The 18,639-nt window shown below is 65.0% G+C and carries 17 protein-coding genes, 1 pseudogene and 1 CRISPR repeat array; of the genes and pseudogenes, 7 read left to right on the top strand and 11 right to left on the bottom strand.

Annotated elements, in window-relative coordinates; translation table 11 throughout:
• Window positions 1-3: 3 nt before the first annotated feature.
• From B6K69_RS17685 to repA, 9 genes and pseudogenes are all read right to left on the bottom strand, one after another.
• Complete coding sequence (locus B6K69_RS17685) at window positions 4-921, bottom strand: ABC transporter permease subunit (RefSeq protein WP_108645055.1); 918 nt, start codon at window positions 919-921, stop codon at window positions 4-6.
• On the bottom strand, window positions 918-1,925 hold the full coding sequence (locus B6K69_RS17680) for an ABC transporter permease subunit (protein WP_108645054.1): 1,008 nt from the start codon (window positions 1,923-1,925) through the stop codon (window positions 918-920). Before B6K69_RS17680 ends, B6K69_RS17685 begins: the two co-directional genes overlap by 4 nt.
• Before the next feature lie 71 nt (window positions 1,926-1,996).
• Window positions 1,997-3,541 carry an ABC transporter substrate-binding protein gene (locus B6K69_RS17675; protein WP_418260617.1) on the bottom strand — a complete coding sequence of 515 codons (1,545 nt, stop codon included), beginning with the start codon at window positions 3,539-3,541 and terminating at the stop codon, window positions 1,997-1,999.
• 91 nt (window positions 3,542-3,632) lie between these two features.
• Complete coding sequence (locus tag B6K69_RS17670) at window positions 3,633-4,283, bottom strand: helix-turn-helix domain-containing protein (protein WP_108645107.1); 651 nt, start codon at window positions 4,281-4,283, stop codon at window positions 3,633-3,635.
• A 161-nt stretch (window positions 4,284-4,444) separates the two neighbouring features.
• Window positions 4,445-5,596, bottom strand: coding sequence for a M24 family metallopeptidase (locus B6K69_RS17665; RefSeq protein WP_108645053.1), 1,152 nt, complete (start codon window positions 5,594-5,596; stop codon window positions 4,445-4,447).
• A 129-nt stretch (window positions 5,597-5,725) separates the two neighbouring features.
• Window positions 5,726-6,547: a CRISPR direct-repeat array (repeat unit 29 nt; unit sequence CGGTTCATCCCCGCGTGTGCGGGGAACAG).
• Between the two features lie 99 nt (window positions 6,548-6,646).
• Window positions 6,647-6,817: pseudogene (locus B6K69_RS17660) on the bottom strand (type I-E CRISPR-associated endoribonuclease Cas2); the annotation flags it as partial.
• 440 nt (window positions 6,818-7,257) lie between these two features.
• On the bottom strand, window positions 7,258-8,457 hold the full coding sequence (repC, locus tag B6K69_RS17655; protein WP_108645051.1) for a plasmid replication protein RepC: 1,200 nt from the start codon (window positions 8,455-8,457) through the stop codon (window positions 7,258-7,260).
• 170 nt (window positions 8,458-8,627) lie between these two features.
• Window positions 8,628-9,605, bottom strand: coding sequence for a plasmid partitioning protein RepB (repB, locus tag B6K69_RS17650; RefSeq protein ID WP_108645106.1), 978 nt, complete (start codon window positions 9,603-9,605; stop codon window positions 8,628-8,630).
• Window positions 9,605-10,798, bottom strand: a complete 1,194-nt coding sequence (gene repA, locus B6K69_RS17645) for a plasmid partitioning protein RepA (RefSeq protein ID WP_108645050.1) — start codon at window positions 10,796-10,798, stop codon at window positions 9,605-9,607. Before repA ends, repB begins: the two co-directional genes overlap by 1 nt.
• Window positions 10,799-11,040: 242 nt before the next feature.
• On the opposite strand from repA, the gene B6K69_RS17640 reads away from it, so the two are divergent.
• Window positions 11,041-11,283, top strand: coding sequence for a type II toxin-antitoxin system Phd/YefM family antitoxin (locus B6K69_RS17640; protein WP_108645049.1), 243 nt, complete (start codon window positions 11,041-11,043; stop codon window positions 11,281-11,283).
• Window positions 11,283-11,684: a type II toxin-antitoxin system VapC family toxin gene (locus tag B6K69_RS17635; protein ID WP_108645048.1), complete on the top strand. Its 402-nt coding sequence runs from the start codon at window positions 11,283-11,285 to the stop codon at window positions 11,682-11,684. Before B6K69_RS17640 ends, B6K69_RS17635 begins: the two co-directional genes overlap by 1 nt.
• A 112-nt stretch (window positions 11,685-11,796) precedes the next feature.
• Here the strand turns inward: B6K69_RS17635 and B6K69_RS17630 are convergent, their stop codons facing one another.
• Both B6K69_RS17630 and B6K69_RS17625 read right to left on the bottom strand, forming a co-directional pair.
• On the bottom strand, window positions 11,797-13,716 hold the full coding sequence (locus B6K69_RS17630) for a Hint domain-containing protein (RefSeq protein ID WP_108645047.1): 1,920 nt from the start codon (window positions 13,714-13,716) through the stop codon (window positions 11,797-11,799).
• Window positions 13,717-13,987: 271 nt separating this feature from the next.
• On the bottom strand, window positions 13,988-15,058 hold the full coding sequence (locus B6K69_RS17625; RefSeq protein WP_108645046.1) for a tyrosine-type recombinase/integrase: 1,071 nt from the start codon (window positions 15,056-15,058) through the stop codon (window positions 13,988-13,990).
• 22 nt (window positions 15,059-15,080) lie between these two features.
• Between B6K69_RS17625 and B6K69_RS17620 the strand changes: the two genes are divergently transcribed.
• The 5 genes from B6K69_RS17620 (at window position 15,081) to B6K69_RS17600 (ending at window position 18,629) form a co-directional block, all read left to right on the top strand.
• A complete protein-coding gene (locus B6K69_RS17620) occupies window positions 15,081-15,302 on the top strand; it encodes a type II toxin-antitoxin system CcdA family antitoxin (RefSeq protein ID WP_107674828.1) in 222 nt (73 codons plus the stop codon).
• A gap of 12 nt (window positions 15,303-15,314) precedes the next feature.
• Window positions 15,315-15,608, top strand: a complete 294-nt coding sequence (locus B6K69_RS17615; protein ID WP_108645045.1) for a CcdB family protein — start codon at window positions 15,315-15,317, stop codon at window positions 15,606-15,608.
• 141 nt (window positions 15,609-15,749) lie between these two features.
• Complete coding sequence (locus B6K69_RS17610) at window positions 15,750-16,682, top strand: DUF1403 family protein (protein ID WP_108645044.1); 933 nt, start codon at window positions 15,750-15,752, stop codon at window positions 16,680-16,682.
• A gap of 2 nt (window positions 16,683-16,684) precedes the next feature.
• Entirely contained in the window at window positions 16,685-17,311 is a 627-nt protein-coding gene (gene scpB / locus B6K69_RS17605; RefSeq protein ID WP_108645043.1) for an SMC-Scp complex subunit ScpB, read from the top strand.
• Window positions 17,312-17,525: 214 nt separating this feature from the next.
• Entirely contained in the window at window positions 17,526-18,629 is a 1,104-nt protein-coding gene (locus B6K69_RS17600; RefSeq protein ID WP_108645042.1) for a Fic family protein, read from the top strand.
• Window positions 18,630-18,639 lie beyond the last annotated feature (10 nt).

The following is an 18,639-nucleotide window of genomic DNA, read 5'->3' as shown; positions in this document are numbered from 1 at the left end:
ATGTCAGCTCCGCTTCAGCTTGGGGTCAAGCGCGTCACGCAGGCCATCGCCCATCAGGTTGATGGCCAGCACCGAAACCAGAATGGCCAGCCCGGGGAACGTCACCACCCACCAGGCGCGCAGGATGAATTCGCGCGCTTCGGCCAGCATGGTGCCCCATTCCGGCGCGGGCGGTTGCGCGCCCATACCCAGAAAGCCCAGGGCGGCCGAATCCAGCACCGCCGAGGAAAACGACAGCGTCGCCTGAACGATCAGCGGCGCCAGACAGTTGGGCAGGATGGTCTTGAACATCAGCCGCAGGTTGCCCGCGCCGGCCACGCGGGCCGCGGTCACATATTCGCGCTGCATTTCCGACATGACAGCGGCACGGGTCAGCCGGGCGAAATGCGGCTGGTAGACAATGGCGATGGCGATCATCGCATTGGTCAGGCCCGGCCCCAGCACCGCCACCAGAACCAGCGCCAGCAGAAGCGACGGGAAGGCCAGGATCACATCCATGACGCGCATGATCACGCCATCGACCCAGCCGCCGAAGAACCCCGCCAGCAGGCCGATGACAATGCCACCGACCAGCGCGATGGAAACCACGACAAAGCCGATGAACAGCGAATACTGCGCGCCGAAGATCAGGCGCGAAAGGATGTCGCGGCCCACGGCATCGGTTCCCAGAAGATAAGCCGAGCTGCCGCCTTCCTGCCAGACCGGCGGAACCAGCAGCGCCGCGCGGTTCTGCACCGTGGGATCATGCGGCGCCAGAACCGAGGCAAAGACAGCAACGGCCACCAGCAGAACGAACACGGCCAGCCCGATGACGGCGCCCCGGTTCTGGCTGAAGTAGAACCAGAACTCGGCCAGCATCCGGCGGCGGATGGCGGCGTCCGACAGTCTGACAGGCGCGGCGGCGGGGGGGATATCGGTCATTTGACGCGGATCCTCGGATTGATGAGGCCATAGGTCAGATCGACCAGAAGGTTCACGATCATCACCAGCGCCGCAATCAGCAGCAGGCCGGATTGCACCACCGGGTAATCCCGGCGCGAGATGGAATCGATCATCCACTTGCCGATGCCGGGCCAGGAAAAGATCGTTTCGGTCAGGATCGCCCCGGCCATCAGCACGCCGATCTGCAGGCCGATGGTGGTGATCACGGGAATCATCGCATTGCGCAGCGCATGGATGCCGATCACGCGGTAGGGGGGCATCCCCTTGGCGCGGGCGGTGCGGACGTAGTCTTCGCCCATCACCTCAAGCATGGCCGAACGGGTCTGCCGCGCGATCACCGCCAGCGGAATGGTCGCCAGCACGACCGAAGGCAGGATCAGGTGGCTAAGCGCCGAGGTGAAGGCCCCCTTCTGGCCCGACAGCAGGCTGTCGATCAGCATGAAGCCGGTCACGTTGGGAAAGAAGTAAAGCAGGCTGATCCGCCCGGAAACCGGCGTCCAGCCCAGCATCCCCGAGAAGAAGATGATCAGCAGAAGACCCCACCAGAAGATCGGCATCGAAAAGCCGACCAGCGCGGCGGTCATCGAGACCTGATCGAACCAGCTTCCGCGGCGGATGGCGGCCAGCACGCCCACCGGCACCCCGATCAGCGTGGCAATGATGATGGCGCACAACCCCAGTTCAACCGTGGCCGGGAACAGGCTGAGAAACTCGGTCAGCACCGGCTTCTTGGTCACCAGCGAATTGCCGAAATCGCCGTGCAGAAGCCGGCCGAGGAAATCGAAATACTGCAGCACAACCGGCTTGTCATAGCCCAGTTGCGCCGTCAGCTCGGCATGGCGTTCCGGGGTCACACCCCGCTCGCCCGCCATCAGCAGCACGGGATCGCCCGGCAGGATGCGCACGAAGCTGAACGCGATGACCGTGATCCCCAGGAAGGTGGGAACCAGATACAGGAACTTTGAAAGGATGAAGCGCAGCATAGGCCCCCTGCCCTTGCAGAACGCGCGGAGACCGAAGTCCCCGCGCGCCGGATTTCAACCAGATGGGCCGATTACTCGGCGATGTCCACCGTCTCGAAGGTGAAGTCGCCCAGCGGGCTCATCACGAAGCCCGAAACCTTGGACGACATCGGAACGTACTGGGTCGAGTGCGCGATGGTGAACCACGGCGCCTGTTCCTTGAAGATGACCTGAGCCTGCTCATACAGCTTGGTCCGTTCGGCCTGATCGGCCGTCACCTTGGCATCGCCCAGCAGCTTCGAGAAGTCCTCGCTGCACCAGAACGCGCGGTTCGCACCACCCTCACCGGCCGAGTCGCAGGACAGCAGCACCGACAGGAAGTTGTCCGGGTCGCCGTTGTCGCCGGTCCAGCCCAGGATCACGGCGCCGTCGCGGCCGGGTTCCATGGACTTCTGCAGATACTCGCCCCATTCGTAGGACACGATCTCGACCTTGACGCCGATCTTGGACAGGTCTTCCTGCATCAGCTCGGCCGTGCGGCGGGCGTTCGGCATGTAGGGACGCTGCACCGGCATCGCCCAGATCTTCATCGACAGATCCTTGACGCCCGCCTCTTCCAGCATCTTCTTGGCGGCTTCGGGATCGTAGGCGTCGTCCTGCACCGCGTCGTTGTAGGACCACATGGTCGGCGGAATCGGGTTCTTGGCCGGCAGCGCCGCGCCCTGGAACACCGCATCCACGATGGCCTGCTTGTTGATCGCCATGTTCAGCGCCTTGCGGACCTTCGGGTTGTCGAAGGGCGCAACGGTGGTGTTGTAGGCCAGGTAGCCCACGTTCAGGCCGGCCTGTTCGTCCAGTTTCAGGTTCGGGTCGGCCTTGATCGCCTCGATATCGGCCGGGGCCGGATAGGGCATCAGGTGGCATTCGCCGGCCTTCAGCTTCTGCAGGCGCACGGCGGCATCCGGGGTGATCGCGAAGACCAGGTCATCAATGATGGCCGGGGTGCCCCAGTAGTCGGGGTTCTTCTGATACCGGATCACGGCATCCTTCTGATAGGCCACGAATTTGAACGGGCCGGTGCCGATCGGCAGGTTGTTCATGTCCTCGGGCGTGCCGGCGGCCATAAGGGCATCGGCATATTCCTTCGACACGATCGAGGCGAAGGGCATGGCGATGTTGGCCAGGAACGGCGCCTCGGGCTTGTTCAGCGTGAACTTCACCGTGTAGTCGTCGATCTTCTCGATCGACTTGATCAGCTCGGGCATCGCCATCGAGGTGTAGTATTCGTAGGTGATGCCGGGGATGTACTGGTGCCAGGGGTTTTCGGCATTGCCCTGACGGTCATAGGAAAACACCACGTCATCGGCGTTGAAGTCGCGCGTCGGGGTGAACTTGTCGTTCGACTGCCACTTCACACCCTTGCGCAGGTGGAAGGTGTATTCGGTGCCATCGGCCGAAACGTCCCAGCTTTCGGCCAGGCCCGGCTCAACTTCCGTGGTGCCCTTCTTGAATTCGGTCAGGCGGTTGAACACCGGATGGGCCGAGGCGTCGAACGTGCCGCCGGCGGTGTAGGGAGCGGGGTCAAACCCCTCGGGCGAAGCCTCCGAGCAATAGACGAAGGTCTTGGCTTCGGCCATGGCGGCGCTCATCGCCAGCGCCGAGGCAAAAAGGAAAAAGCGTTTCACGGTTGGGTGCTCCCTTCTGGTGGATTGTAAATCGTGCGGTGTGTCAGGCCAGTGCGCCGTCGGACGGGCCGGAACCGCTGCCGGTTCCCGGCAAGCCCCCGGCCTGCGCGGGCCCAAGGATTGTGGGTGTTGCGGGATGGGCCATCTTGCCCGTCCACAGCATCCGCGCCGGGGCGTCCCCCGGGTTGGAATAGGAATGGGGCTGCTGGCCCAGGTAATGCATGCTGTCTCCGGCGCGCAAAAGAAAGCTCTGGCCGTCAACCATGTGCAGGATCTCGCCCTCCAGGACGAAGACGATCTCCTCGCCCGAATGTCGCACCGTTTCCGAACGGTAGCTTGGCGGCACGTTCAGCAGGAAGCATGACAGTTCATGCGCCGCGAAGTCGGCACCGATCCGTTCATAGACAACCGAATTTCCGGCAACCGAGAATCGCCGCCGCTCCTCGGCGCGGGTCACGCTGTCCACCTGGCGCGGGGTTGCGATGAAATGGTCGATGCCCACATCCAGCGCGGCGGCAATTTCGGCCAGCGTGCCCAGCGTCGGCACGGCATTGTCGCGCTCGACCTGGCTCAGATAGCTGACGGAAACACCGCAGGCCCGGCTCAGGGCTTGCAACGTCATGGCCATCTGCAGCCGGCGCTTGCGGATGCGCTGGCCCAAGGCCACCGGCATTCGCGCGCGCTTGTTCGTCATGCCGCCATTCACGCTTTCGTCCGCCCCCGTCATTCGTCTGGCATACAAGTGCAAATGGCGCTGCTCGGCAACATGTTTCGTCTCGGATCAAAATTTTTAAGCCCGAAGCGGACCTTTCCGGGTATGCGGCAACGGCACCCGCCGCTTGCCCTGGCAGGCTATCACGGCCCGTCGGGGCGTTCGGCGGGCGGGCAGAACCAACGCGGGCCGGCCTCGGTCATGTAGACAATATCCTCAAGCCGGACGCCACATTCACCATAGACGCACAGCATGGGTTCGATCGAGAAGCACATGCCCGGCGCCAGCGGCGTCTTGTCGCCCTGCACGATCCAGGGGCCTTCATGGATGTTCAGGCCCAGACCGTGCCCCGTCCGGTGCGGCAGCCCCGGCACGGCATAGCCCGGCCCGAATCCCGCCGCTTCCAGCACGTCACGCGCGGCCCGGTCCACCGCCTCGCAGGGGGTGCCGGGCCGGGCGGCGGCAAAGGCGGCCAGTTGCGCCCGGTGTTCACAATCCCAAAGATGCTGCTGGCGGGCGGTCGGGGTGCCGAAAACATAGGTGCGGGTGATGTCGGAATGATAGCCGTGCAGCCGCGCGCCCATGTCCACCAGCACCATGTCGCCGCTGGCAAGCACCTGGTCATGCGGAACACCATGCGGATAGGCGGTCGCCTCGCCAAACTGCACGGCGGCGAAAGCCGGGCTCATCCCCAGCGCCACATGCGCGGCCGCGATGAAATCCGCCACTTCGCTGGCCCTGACACCGAGGCGCAGGCCGGCATGAACCGCCTTCTGCACCCGATAGCTTGCGTCCATCGCCGTCTGAAGGATGGCAAGCTCGGCCGCCGACTTGATCCGCCGCTGCTCCGCGATCATCTGCTCGGCCCCCGTCACAGTCAGCCCCGGCAGCGCGGCAATCCGGCTGGCAAAGCGGAACGGCGTGTCCGGGTCCAGCGCCAGACGGCCCGTCACCTGGGCCGCAAACAGGGCGAAGGGATCTTCATGCTCTTCCCAGACCACGATCTTGCCGGGAAGGCGCACCATGCTTTCCAGCTTCGGCCGTTCAAAGTTCGGGGTAACGTAGACCAGCGCCCCGTCCTTCAGGACCAGCGCGCCATGAATCCGCTCGGACAGGCCAAGCACAAGCCCGGTGTAATAGGTCAAGGACGCCGCCGCATCCAGCCAGACACCCTCGACCCCGCTCCGCCGCATGGCCGCAGCAAGACGCTCCAGCCGCCCGGAATATTCCTCCGCCCCGATGGGATCGGCCCTGACGGGCGAAAACTCGTTCAGGATCGCATCGTAATCTCGCATGGCCTGCCCCCCAGATTTCCGGCCCCCGCGAGATACAACCTCTTGCCGATCCCCGTAAAGCCACCCCCTCCGCCGCCACGCCGCCAGCGGGGAACAGTCCGGTCGGGTATACCGTCTGTGACGCTCTCCCGGTTCATCCCCGCGTGTGCGGGGAACAGGGGGAAACCATCAACTCCGATCTGATGGACGCCGGTTCATCCCCGCGTGTGCGGGGAACAGCTGGAACAGCTTGCGCACATCCTCGGCCGTGGCGGTTCATCCCCGCGTGTGCGGGGAACAGTGCTGGGCACCCTCAAGCGCATCCGAGACGATCGGTTCATCCCCGCGTGTGCGGGGAACAGGGCGGCGCCACCGGATCGACATGACATTCATTCGGTTCATCCCCGCGTGTGCGGGGAACAGTTCGGCCAAAACGACCGGGGCGACGACACCATCGGTTCATCCCCGCGTGTGCGGGGAACAGAACTGCACCATCGAAATGCCGAAGCTGGGCGCCGGTTCATCCCCGCGTGTGCGGGGAACAGATGCCGTCATAGTAGAAACTGGAAGCCTTGCGCGGTTCATCCCCGCGTGTGCGGGGAACAGCGTTCCGGCCGGATCATCCTGTCGTGGTGGCGCGGTTCATCCCCGCGTGTGCGGGGAACAGCGCGATCAGTGCATCGCGGCTGGGGTGCCGTTCGGTTCATCCCCGCGTGTGCGGGGAACAGATGCGCAGCTTAGCGATCGTCATCAGAGCCGGCGGTTCATCCCCGCGTGTGCGGGGAACAGTCCTCGGGCCACCAGCGCATGGCCTGCATCACCGGTTCATCCCCGCGTGTGCGGGGAACAGGTAGGTCGTTGCCTGCCACGGTTTGCCAACGGCGGTTCATCCCCGCGTGTGCGGGGAACAGCACGCCGACAACTGGGTCGACGGCGCCGGATACGGTTCATCCCCGCGTGTGCGGGGAACAGTCTGGCTGGAAGCCATTGATGTGCAAACCTATTCACGATGTCAAACGATCTACCGGCGTTTCGGCCCCTCGGGGGACGGGCCGGCGGGTGCCTGTCGCGTCATTCGCGCGGGAAGAAGGACAGCCGTTTCAGCCCGTTGAAATCGGCCGGCATGTGGCGGATGCGGACGGTGGTGGCGAAGTCGAAGCCCTGATCGGCAAGGGCTTTCCAGATCATCACCGCATCGCCCTCTTCCACAGAGGCCAGCACCTGGCCCCGGATCGTCTTTCGTGTCCGGGCGGCGCTGCGGCAAGATCAGGAAACGCCCCTGCCCTTCCCGGCCCCATCGGCAAACAGCCCCGGATCAGGCGGTGATGCGCATCCATGATACGGCTCTGCCCAACCAGCCGCAGACGGCGCGGCTGATCTTGGCAATAAGCGTCATATTCTTCAATTGGTTGCCCGGCGCCTGCACCTCTGACAGAAGCCGGGCGTCGGAAAGTTGACAGCTGTCAACTTCACCCGCCCAAAGCCGCAAGGCACCGTTCCCCCATCGCGCCAGACCCAGCGTTCGCGTCACGGGGCCCAGCCCGCATGGAAACGGGGAGGGATGTTCCACGCCAGTCGTATGGGTGCTTTTCCCCGGCCAGGTCAGCGAACTGCGCATCCCACATTCCTTCCTGTCGCCAGACCTGCCAAACGCCCGCGCCCAAGTTGACAGCCGTCAACTTTCACGCCGCCCGCCGCTGGTTCGTGTTCAGCAAGGACATCACCATCGGCCCCGGTGAGAACGCGCCCTCGGCCGCCTTGGCTGTCAACGCGCGCAGATAACCGCCGGGGCTTTGGATGCTGGCAAAGCGCTGCAACATGGCGGCGACGACGATTGCCGCGGTTCCGTGGCCCATCGTCTGGCAAGCGTCCTGCCAGGCTGAAGCAGAGATACCCATCATGCCGCGCACCTCGGACGCGGTGGCAATGAATTCGGGCCAGCGGGTCAGGTTGCCATTGGCATAAGCCTCGATCTCGGGGCAGGCCTTCAGCACCAGGTAAAGGGGAAGCGGGGTTTCGGGTTCGTCTTGTGGGTTCGCTTCCGTGTCAGGCGAACCCGCCTCCGCCGCCCTGCCCTTTTCTGGGCAAGGTTCAAAAGCATGAGAGTCTGGGTTTGAATCTGTATGGTGACGCCCGAAATGGGCGGCAGTGCCGTTTGATTCTTCTGTCGGAAAGGCCAGCATGGCCGAGATTGCCCGCAGGATATCCCCAGCCTGATCCAGCAGACCGGCAATCTGTTCCGGGTCCATCTTGCGGCGCAGGGCGGCCCGCAGCGGCAGAAGGCGGGCCTCGATCCCGGCCCAGTCGCCGGGCAGAGCGGCGTCCTGACCATAGGCCAGCAGCTTGGCGGCATCACGCAGCCGCAGGACCAGGGCTTCGCGCTGGCGGCGCAGGGCGGCGGCGGCTTCGGTCACTTCGGCCGCGATGCGGAAGATGTCATCAGCGCGGGTCAGCAGCGGGCGCAGGTCGAAGCCGAAGGCCACCGCCAGCCCGCCCGCGGAATCCCGCGCGGCATAGCGCTTGCCGTTGGGGCTGTCCTGCCGGCAGATCAGCCCGGCCGCCACCAGCGCCGCCAGATGCCGGCGCAGTGTGCTTTCGGCCATGCCATGCGCCCGGTCGGACAGCGCCGCGTTCGAGGGGAACACCACAAGCTGCGCGCCATCTTCCAGCGCCTTGGCGGGCAGGAAGGTCAGCAGGGCATAAAGCACCGACAGATCACGGTCGGTCAGGCCCAGCCGGGTGCGCGCTTCACGCAGGGCGTTGAACACGGCCCATTTGTCAACCTGGGGCAGGGCGGGGGCCTTGTCGGCCTGGAAGCGGGCTGCCAGCAGGCTAGAGGTTGCCGGCTGCCGCCCGAAAGGCGTCAGGGAGATGTGCTGCATGGGGTTTCACGAGGCAAAAGAAAGACCGCTACCCGAATCGGGTAGTTGACAGCCGTGCAGCCAAGGCGCTATTTCTTGAGGTGCGAGAACAAGAATGGGCCTCTCGGGACGTCAGTCCTGGGGGGTCTTTCGCTTTTGCGGGGTCGTGCCTCCTTTCTGGTGGGTTGGGTTCAGGGTTTCCTGGCAGGGCCCGTGTTGCGGGCCTGCCAATCGGTGAACAGCGTCGGCAGGTTTTCAACCAGCCAATCCTCGAAGCCTTCGCTATGGGCCAGCCGCAGCTTGACCGTGCAGAAGTTGCGGTCATACCGGGCCTGTCCCAGCGGCACCCCGTCGGGGGTGTACAGCGGCTGCGCCGGGCGGCGGGTGCTTTCGGGCACGGCCTTGCGGCGCGCCATCACCCCCGACAGATAGGCCCAGGCCGTCTGAAACCTGTCGTCAGACCGTTCCGAGACGGTTCCAAGGTTGACCATCGCCAGAAGGGTGATGGTATCGGTTTCGGTGGCCTCGACCAGATCGGCCAGCGCAAGCCAGCGGTCGCGCCCGACCGAGGGCGCCGCCCCGATGCCGGCGATCAGATCGGGGGGCAGGCGGTCGGCAATCGACAGCATCCGGCTGATCAGCGTCTTGTCCACGGAAAGCGCGTCGCAGATGACCTTGCGGTCATAGCCGGCCTCGCTGAGCTGGCGGGCGAAGTTCACCTTCTCGATGAAGGACAGATCCCGCCGGGCGGTGTTTTCCTGCCCCTGCGCAAGCACCAGTTCGCGGTCGTCCAGATCGCGGATCAGCGCCTTGACCGTCTGGCCCAGATCGCGCATCGCCAGCACGCGGCGGCGGCCGTAGACAATCTGATAGCGGCCCTCTTTCGTGGGGTGGGGGCGCACCAGAACCGGCACCTGCTGGCCATATTCGGCAATGGAATTGCGCAGCGAGGCATCGGCGTCAAGGTCGGTTTCCAGCCGGTCCGACATGCCGGCCGCCTCGATACTGTGGGGATCAAGCTCAACCACCGACCGGGCCTTGAGATCGGCGATCGACCGCGAGACCGCCCCGATGGCGCCGCGATTGGCACGGGGCGGGGCCGCCACGGGGCCGGCGGGCGTGGCAGGCTGGGCGTCCATCAGGCCCTTCAACACATCCTTGCGTGACATCAGCGCCCCCATGCCTTTTGAATCAGGCCCTCGATTTCCGAGTTGACCGCGTTCAGGCTTTCCATCGCGCGTTCATAGGTGGCGCGGGTGAAATCGGCTTTCTCCACCTCATACAGGGTCTGCTTGGTAAGCCCGGCGTCGGAAATGGCGGTGGATTTCAGCACCGGATGGTTCAGCACATGGTCGCCGAACAGCGACCGCATGAAGCTGACCATCTGGTTCTGCGGCCCGTCGCCCGGTTCATAGCGGGTGACCAGATAGCGCAGCCAGTCATAGTTCATGTTGCCGCCCGCATCGGCCACGACCCCCAGCAGGTTCGAGGTCATCAGCAGGAACTGGCACATCGACATCACGTCCAGCATCTGCGGATGCACCGTGACCAGAACCGCCGTTGCGGCGGAAAGCGCGCTCATTGTCAGGAACCCCAGTTGCGGCGGGCAGTCGATCACGACCAGATCGTAATCGGCCTGCACATCGGCCAAGGCATCGGAAATCCTGGTAAAGAACAGGTTTTCCCCGGGTTCGGAGCCCCGCCGCACCGCCAGCGCGCGCGGGGTATCATGTTCAAACTCCATCAGTTCCAGGTTGCCCGGAACGATGTGCAGGTTGGTAAAGTAGCTGGGGCGGATGATGTCGCGCAGGGGCAGGGGGTCTTCGTAGCGAATCGCGTCGTAAAGCGTGCCGCCATCCAGCAGATCGAATTCCGGCTGGAAGCCGTGCAGCGCGGAAAAGCTGGCCTGCGGGTCAAGGTCGATGGCCAGAACGCGGTAGCCGTCCAGCGCGCATTTCTGCGCCAGATGGGCCGCGGTGGTGGTTTTCCCCGAGCCGCCCTTGAAGTTGATGACGGTGATCACCTGAAGGTGGTCATTCTGGCGCCGGCCGGGCAGATAGGTGCCCGGCGTTTTCGTGCCTGCTTCAAGCAGGCGGCGCAACTCCATGATATCGTTCGAGGAATAGAGCCGCCGCCCGCCCGGCCCGGTTTCGGGCTGCGGACCGCGCCCTTCCAGCGACAGCTTGCGCAGATAGGCATCCTTGACGCCCAGCAGGCCCGCCACTTCGCCGCTGGTAAAGCGGCGCAGCACCTTGCTGGCATTGGGGGGAAACAGTTGCGCGCGATGCGCCATCAGCCGTTCCGACAGCTTGGCCGCATGTTCACCGACCAGACGGTCGATGCGTTCATTGATCTGTCCCATGTCCTGCGCCTCGAGCCGTTTGTTACGGCTTTTTTCGGAATTTTCAGTTCTTGGCGTAAATGAATGGCGCAGGAAACGGATTCGGGCAAGAACAATCTGCCAGATATGGCGGGGGCTGCCCAGAGTGCCACAAGATAGGGCCGTCCCCGGGTGGCCCCGGACAGGACCGATGCCGCCCTTTTCTTGACAGAAGCAGACCGGCACCCTATCTGTCTAGCTAGATAGCTAGCTGGATAAGGGCCATGTGGACGGTTCAGGATGCAAAGAACAGGTTCAGCGCCGTGGTCGAGGCGGCGCTTGCCGGCATACCGCAGCAGGTAAGCCGCCGGGGCAAGCCGGCCGTGGTGGTGCTGTCGGCCGACGACTATCGCCGCCTTCTGCAAGGCGCCGTGCAATCGCGCGAAAGTTTCGCCGACCATCTGCTGGCCTTCCCCGGCGCGGATGTGCCGCGCGCCGAAGCCGCGCCGCGCGACGTGACCTTCTGATGTATATCCTGGATACCAACGTCCTGTCGGCGGTGCGCCGCCCCGACCGCGCGCCGAAGGTGGCGGCCTGGCTGCGGGGAAAGCCCGAGCAGGAGCTGTTTCTCAGCGTCATCACCCTTGGCGAGATCGAGCGGGGAATCCACCTGCAGGAACGCCGCGATCCGGGCTTCGCGCAGGATCTGCGGGCCTGGCTTGACCGGACGGTGCTGCTGTTCTCTGACCGCCTGCTGCCCTTTGATGCCGAGGATGCCCGGATCTGGGGCCGGCTGTCGGCCACGATCGGCCACAACGGCGCGGACCTGATGATCGCGGCTTCGGCGCTGCGGCACGGGGCAACGGTGGTGACCGGCAATGTCAGCGACTTTGCCCCGACCGGGGCCGTGGTGGAAAACCCGTTCTAGCAGGGCAGGGGGCTTTGCAGCCCTTTGCCCGTCACGGAAGTGAACCAACCGTGGCGGCGGTGCCGGGCTGGCCGCATGACGCGGGCCATCCCGGCCTGCAACGGTGCGAAACTCAGGCCTGACGGATCAGCGGCAAATTGTTCTTCACATGTCGCCAGGCAAGTTTGCGCGCGGGTTGGCCTGCCATGATTGGCCGGGCCGGCACGGGCAGCGTCTCTGCTGTCAACTGCCGCAGATCCGGCATGATTTCGAAGATTTCGCGCCGCGCATCTTCGGTGACGGATTTCAGCGCCTCGATCCCTGTGAACAGGGATTCCATCGGTGCGCCTTCGGCAAAGACGATCTGGTGGCGGTCGAACAGGAAATGGAAGTACTCGACGGACTCGACATCCTCGGCAACGCTGATGCCCTGGACCGTCAGCAACTGCCGGGCCGCAACCAGCACTTCAGCACAGCCGAACATCCGTTCCGCGATCCGCGACGACACCAGAACCCGATGCTGCGGCGAGACCAGAACATCGGCGACTGGCAGGCCAGACCCAAGCGCACCCGCGCGGATGCGGATGGGGCGCAACTTCGGATTGGCCGCCAGCTCTGCGGCCGCGATCTTGCGTGAACCGATCCAGCGCAGGATCTGGCACCCATTGTCCAGGGTTGCGACCCGATCACCGCGCCGCAATTCCTCGATCGCGACAGGGCCACAATCCGTTTCGATCATGGTTCCGCGAGCGAAGCAGACAACGCCGGTATGCTCGGTATCCATGACACCCGACCCGACCAGCGTGAAGGTGACGTTCGGCCCGCCTTGCAGCGCGATGAACTGAAGCGCGCCGTCCTGCGCATCATGCTGCAGCGCCTCAAGGGCCGTGGCAAAACTTGTGCCGTAGGTCGCGTTGTAAAGCGCCAGCGTGCTGCTGTCATACCAAAGCGTCAGGTCGACAAAATCATTGTCGCTGCTGCTTCCGTTGGCGCCATTGGTTTCGCCCGCGCCGAAATCGGACAGGAAGATGCTGTCGCTTGCATCGCCAGAGATAATGAACAGGTCGTTCTCGGTGCCGCCGGTCAGCGTGTCGGCACCCCCGCCACCGCCACTCAGCGTATCGTTGCCGGCCCCGCCTTCAACATTGTCGCTGCCGCTTGTTTCAGGGCCCCCCCCTGTGCCGCCGTCAAGATAATCGTTGCCATCCCCGCCGAACAGCGTGTCGTTGTCTTCCAGCCCGAAGATGTAATCATTCCCGGAGTTGCCAAGAAGGACATCATTTCCTGAACCGCCGTTCAGAAAGTCATCCTGATCGCCCCCGTCGAGCGAATCTTCCCCAAACGACCCATAAAGATTGTCTCTGCCTTCGCCGCCAAAGACAGTATCGTTGCCGTCAAGCGCAAGAACCTGGTCATTCCCGGCATCGCCATAGACAAGATCGCTTCCGTCTTCCGGTGTGATGGTGTCGTTGCCGTTGCCGCCGTAAATCGTGTCGTCAGCGGGGCCAGCGCCTGAACCTGAACCGGGCCAGTCCCCCAGGATCGCGTCGTTGCCTTCGCCACCATAAACAAGATCAGAGCCTGCCGACCCCTGCAGATTGTCGTCATCACCCCCGCCATCAAGGGTGTCACTGCCTTCGCCGCCGGCCATGGAATCCCGTCCTGTGCCGCCCGACAGGCTGTCATTCCCGGCATCGCCGTTCAGCGAGTCATTGCCCGCCCCGCCATCAAGAGAATCGTCGCCATCGCCGCCGGAGAGGACATCGTTGTCGAGACCTCCATCCAGGCTGTCGTCGCCCATCCCGCCATAAAGCGAGTCATTTCCGGCAGCGCCGTCCTCGCTCAGGACATCGTTGGCATCCGCGCCGAAATACAGATCGTTTCCATTGCCGCCGTAGATCCAATCTCCGTTGAATCCGGGGCTTCCACCGAACAGAACCTGCGTTCCGTTGCCACCATACATGGAATCGTCACCATCGCCGCCGTAATAGCGGTCGTTGGTGTTGTCATTGTTCCAGGTGTCGTTGCCGGAGGTTCCATAAAGGTCAGACATCGTTACCTTACCCACATACAACGTGATCAGGCCAACCTGACCACTTACAAAGAAAAGACGGGTTGCATGTGGTGGCTCTTGCGCGAAACGCAAGCTGGACCATCACTCAACCCTTGACCACGGAACGCGACGGCGGCCCCTGTTGCCGACCCAAGGGAACCTGTCACGTTTTATACATTTATATATAATTTACGTCAATATTGGAGCCGTCCCGGGCAGAGCCGGCCCCCTGCGCCAGATCAGCATTTCCCGGCGCGGGATCGCCGCCAGCTTACAGCCCCGCGGCCTTGGTAAGGTTGATGCGGAACCTGTCGCGGCGGCGCTGGTAGCGGCGGGTCATTTCGGCGCTGGCGTGGCCAAGCTGCTTCTGGATATGGCGCTCGTCCACCTCGGCGCTGCTGGCAAGGCCGGCGCGCAGTGAATGGCCCGAGTAAAGCGTCAGCCGTTCGGCCTTTGGCAACTCGGGGCGCAGGCCGGCGGCTTCGACGGTCTGCTTGATCAGCCGGGCGACATGCTTGTCCGACAGCCGTTCCCCGGTGGCGCGGGCCCCGTTGCGGCTGACCGCCACGAAGATCGGGCCGAAGTCGATGCGGGCGAAGTGCAGCCATTGTGCCAGCGCGTGAACCGGACAGGTCTGGTCACTGGACCCGCGGGCGATTTCCACCTCGCGCCAGCCGGTCTTGCCGCGCAGGGTGATCAGGACACCGCCTTCCAGCACCTCGACCCAGCCGCCGCTTTCGGGGGTGTCGTCGCGGCCTAGGTCAAGGCTGACGATTTCTGACCGGCGCAACCCGCCGGCAAAGCCGATCAGCAGGATCGCCCGGTCACGCAGGCCGCGCAGATCATGGGGCAGGGTGGCCAGCATGTCGCGCAGGTCTTCGGGCAGGATCGCGGCCTTCTGCACCGGGGGCCGGGCGTGCTTGCGGCGGATGCCGGCGAGGACGCTGGCGATATGCCGGTCCTTGCGGTCCAGCCGTTCGCCGCGCTGCGCACAGGCCCAGACCAGGCCGGACAGCCGCCGCTCGATCGACGCGACCGAGAGGGGCCGGGACGCCGGCTGCGAGGGCGCCTTGCCCCCCGGCGCCGCCAGATCGGCGAGGTAAAGGCCAATCAGTTGCGGTGACGGGGGCAGGGGCTCTGCCCCGCGCATCCGGCACCAGCGGGTGAACTGCGCCCAATCCCGCGCATAGGCCTTAAGCGTGTTTTCCGACGCCGCCGCCCGCGCATACCCGCGCGCGGTTTCGGCAAGCCGGTCCAACGCACCGGACCCCGGCACGGGAGAGGGCAGGGCGGGCCGGTCGTCTTGATCGTCAGGGATGCTCAATTTATACTCCCGAAGCATACGGACAGGACAGGAGCTTGCGATGGGGCGCGTCAAGGTGAATCTGACACTGGATGCCGAGGTTGCCGAGACGGCGCGGGCGCTTGGGCTGAACATGTCCCGCCTTGCCGAACAGGCGATTGCCGAAGCGACTAAGGCCGAGCGCAACCGGCTGTGGCGCGAGGAGACCCGCGAAGCGAACGCCGCCTATGCCGAGGAGCTGGCGCGCGAGGGTCTGCCGCTGGCCCGTTTCCGCACGTTCTGAGGGCGGGGCGGCATGGCGCAGTTCGATGTGTTCCGCCTGACGGGCGGCCAACTGGTGGTGGACCTGCAGACCGATCTGATCGGCATCGACGCCTCGCGCATTGTGGCGCCCTTGCGCGACGCGGGGCGCTATGTGGCGTTTCCCGGCCTGACCCCCAAGGTCGAGATCGACGGCACGGTCTGGATTGTGCGCGTGCAGGAACTGGCCGCCATCCCGGGCGCCGAACTGCGCGAGCCGGTCGCCAGCCTGGCCGCCGAGCGAGACGCGCTGAAACGGGCGCTGGACATCCTGATCGACGGGATCTGAGGCGGTAAATGGGGTCATACCGAAGGATGCTTCTTTATGTCCGATAATGCAATGTTATTGGACATAGCGGAGTGATGACAAGTGCGGCGGTTAAGTGCGGAAATGCTGGCACAAACCGCCGCAGGCTGTTAGCCTTGCGCCATGTCGAGCCCCCCGAAATCCTCCGGCTTCCCGCTGCCTGTGCCCGCCGTTCCGCGGTGGGTTCGGCAGGCTGCGGGGCGGGAGGATGTTGAAACGGCTGTATTTTCCGCAGGGGCCGCGCTGGCCGTGCTGGACCCGGCTGCCCGGTGTGAAGATCCGGTGGGAACGCTCTGGCGCAAGCGGCTGGCGCTTGGGGCGGCGGCGGCGGTTGCGCGGCTGGAGGGCCGCCGCGAGGGCGAGGCCCAGTTGCGCGACGCGGTTGCGCTGCGGCGCGCGGGCGAAGACCTCGGGCCGGCGGGCCGCCTGCTGATGGGCTGGCAGGCCCTTGGCGAGGCGCGGGCGCTGCGGTCGGTCGAGTGGCCCGCGCGGCTGCCGGGGTTCTTCGATCTGCCCACAGCCGGGCGGGGGGGCGGGCCGGGGGCCGAACTGTTGCGCAACATCGGCGCACGGCTGGCCGGCCGCAGCCCGCCGCTGCGCTTTGCCGTCGAGGCCGCGCGCGACACCCTGGCCCTTGGCCCGGCCTGGCGCGGCGTGGCGCTGTGGCTGGCCGATGCGCTTCTGGCGCGGGCGCTTGGCTGGGAACGGCCGGTGCCTCTGCTGGCCGCGCATCTGCCACGCGCCGCCTTCCGGCTGGAGGGCGAGGCCTGGGTTGCGGCCTGTGCGGCGGCCTGGGGCAGGGGGGCCGTGGCGGCGGCGGATCTGCACGGCGATCTGCAACGCCGCGCCGATGCGCTGCGCGCGGCCCCGTTGCGGCGGCCGGGCAAGGACACCGCCGCGATCATCGCCGCCCTTCTGACCGAAGATGCGCTTGCGGCCCAGGCCGGGGCAAAGGCCAGCGACCGCGCCGCGCGACGACTGTTCGACCGGCTGACCGCGCGGTCGCTGGTGCGCGAACTGACCGGGCGGCCGACGTTCCGGCTTTACGGGCTGTGACCATGGCCGAACCGCTGGACCGCGACCTTGCCGATCTGCCGCAGGCCTTGCGCTGGCGGGAATGGATGGCGCGGGTCGAGGCGGTTCTCTTCGCCTCGTCCGAGCCGGTGAGCCGGGACGTGCTGGCCCGTGTGGTGGGCCGGGATTGTGCGCTGGACCTGCTGATCGAGGATATTGCCGCCGAGCTGGCCGGGCGGCCTTACGAGATTGCCCGCGTCGCCGGCGGCTGGCAGTTCCGCACCCGCCCGCAGCACGCCCCCGCCATCCGCGCCGCGCGGGGCGAGGGCGAGGCGGCCCGCGACCTGACCCGGACCGAGGCGCTGGTGCTGACCGTCATCGCCTACATGCAGCCGGTCACGCGCGGCGCCATCACGCGCCTGACCGGCCGCGAGGTCAGCCGCGACCTGATCGCCCGGCTGCACCGCCAGGCCCTGATCACCCGCGGCCCCCGCAGCCCCGAACCCGGCGCGCCCCATACCTATGTCACCACCCCGGGCTTCCTGACCCTGTTCGGCCTGGACACCCTGCGCGACCTGCCCGACATCGAGGCGCTGGAGGATGCGGGGTTGTTGCGGCCGGGAAGCGATGGCGCGATCGGGCTGCCGGTGGCGGGGGAGGAGGGCGAATGACTTTTCTTCCCCGCGCCAGTATGGGTGATCGGCTTGCGGTGGCGCAGGCCGCGCGATGATGATTGGCAAAACCTTTGAGAGCATCGAGATTGAGATGAGGATTTGGAAAATCCGCCGGTTCAGGGTACGCAAAGGGTAAAGCTGATGAGCCTGCTCCACGCGCGCGGCCGCTCAGATGATGTAAGATGATGCATAGATCATCCTTCTATAACTCATGCGCTGGAGCTGGACCCAGGAAGACTGGCCGCGTTTTCGATATGACGACGAGGCGATCAAACCTCTTGAGGAGAAATTCCTGATCTCGTCTGGCGAGATCGTCGGCGCTGTTCGCCATGTGACGGGCGATGATCGGGATCGCCTGCGGATCGAACTTCTGAGCGAAGAGGCCGTGCGAACAAGCGCCATTGAAGGTGAAGTTTTGGACCGTTCAAGCGTCAAGTCATCCCTGCGGCGACAGTTCGGGCTGGCAATCGACGGCACGCCGGTGAAGACCCGTGAGGAGGGCATCGCCGAGATGATGGTCGATGTCTACGCGCGGTATGCAGAGCCACTGGACCACGACACGCTTTGCCGCTGGCATGGGATGCTCTTGTCCCATGACCGACATCTTGAAATCGTCGGTGCCTATCGCAGACACAGCGATGCGATGCAGATCGTGTCCGGCCGTATCGACCGGCAGCGCGTGCATTTTGAGGCGCCGCCATCCGCTCAGGTACCTGCCGAGATGAACAGGTTCGTTGCCTGGTTCAACGCATCTGCTCCGGAGGGAACCGCGCCTGTTGCGGCACTGACGCGGGCTGCACTTGGGCATCTGTGGTTCGAGAGCATTCACCCCTTTGAGGACGGCAATGGTCGTCTTGGCCGCGCTCTGGCGGAGAGGTCTCTTGCTCAAAACATCGGTCAGCCCAGCCTGATCGCGCTCGCCTACATGATCGAACGCGACCGAATGGCCTATTACAAACAGCTTAAAACCCATCAGAAGACTTTGGACGTGACGCCGTGGCTGCTCTGGTTCGGCGAGACAGTCCTCAAGGCGCAGCAAGCCACGCTGGAACGCGTCGCGTTCTTCATTTCCAAGGCAAGATTCTATGACCGGCTGCGGGGTAAGTTGAACGAGCGGCAGGCGAAAGTGGTCGAGCGGATGTTCCGCGAGGGGCCGGAAGGTTTCCGGGGTGGGCTCAGTGCCGAGAACTATATCGCCATCACCGGCACCTCACGGGCGACGGCGACCCGCGACCTGCAGGACCTTGTGGAGGTGGGTGCCCTTACGCGAACAGGCGAGCGGCGGCATACCCGGTATTGGTTGCTGAACGCCTGACGGGCCTTGG

This window comes from Pseudogemmobacter blasticus, from assembly GCF_003071405.1.
GTDB lineage: Bacteria > Pseudomonadota > Alphaproteobacteria > Rhodobacterales > Rhodobacteraceae > Pseudogemmobacter > Pseudogemmobacter blasticus.
Note: the sequence above shows the minus strand (reverse complement) of the source record. Positions and strands in the feature narration are given on the sequence as shown.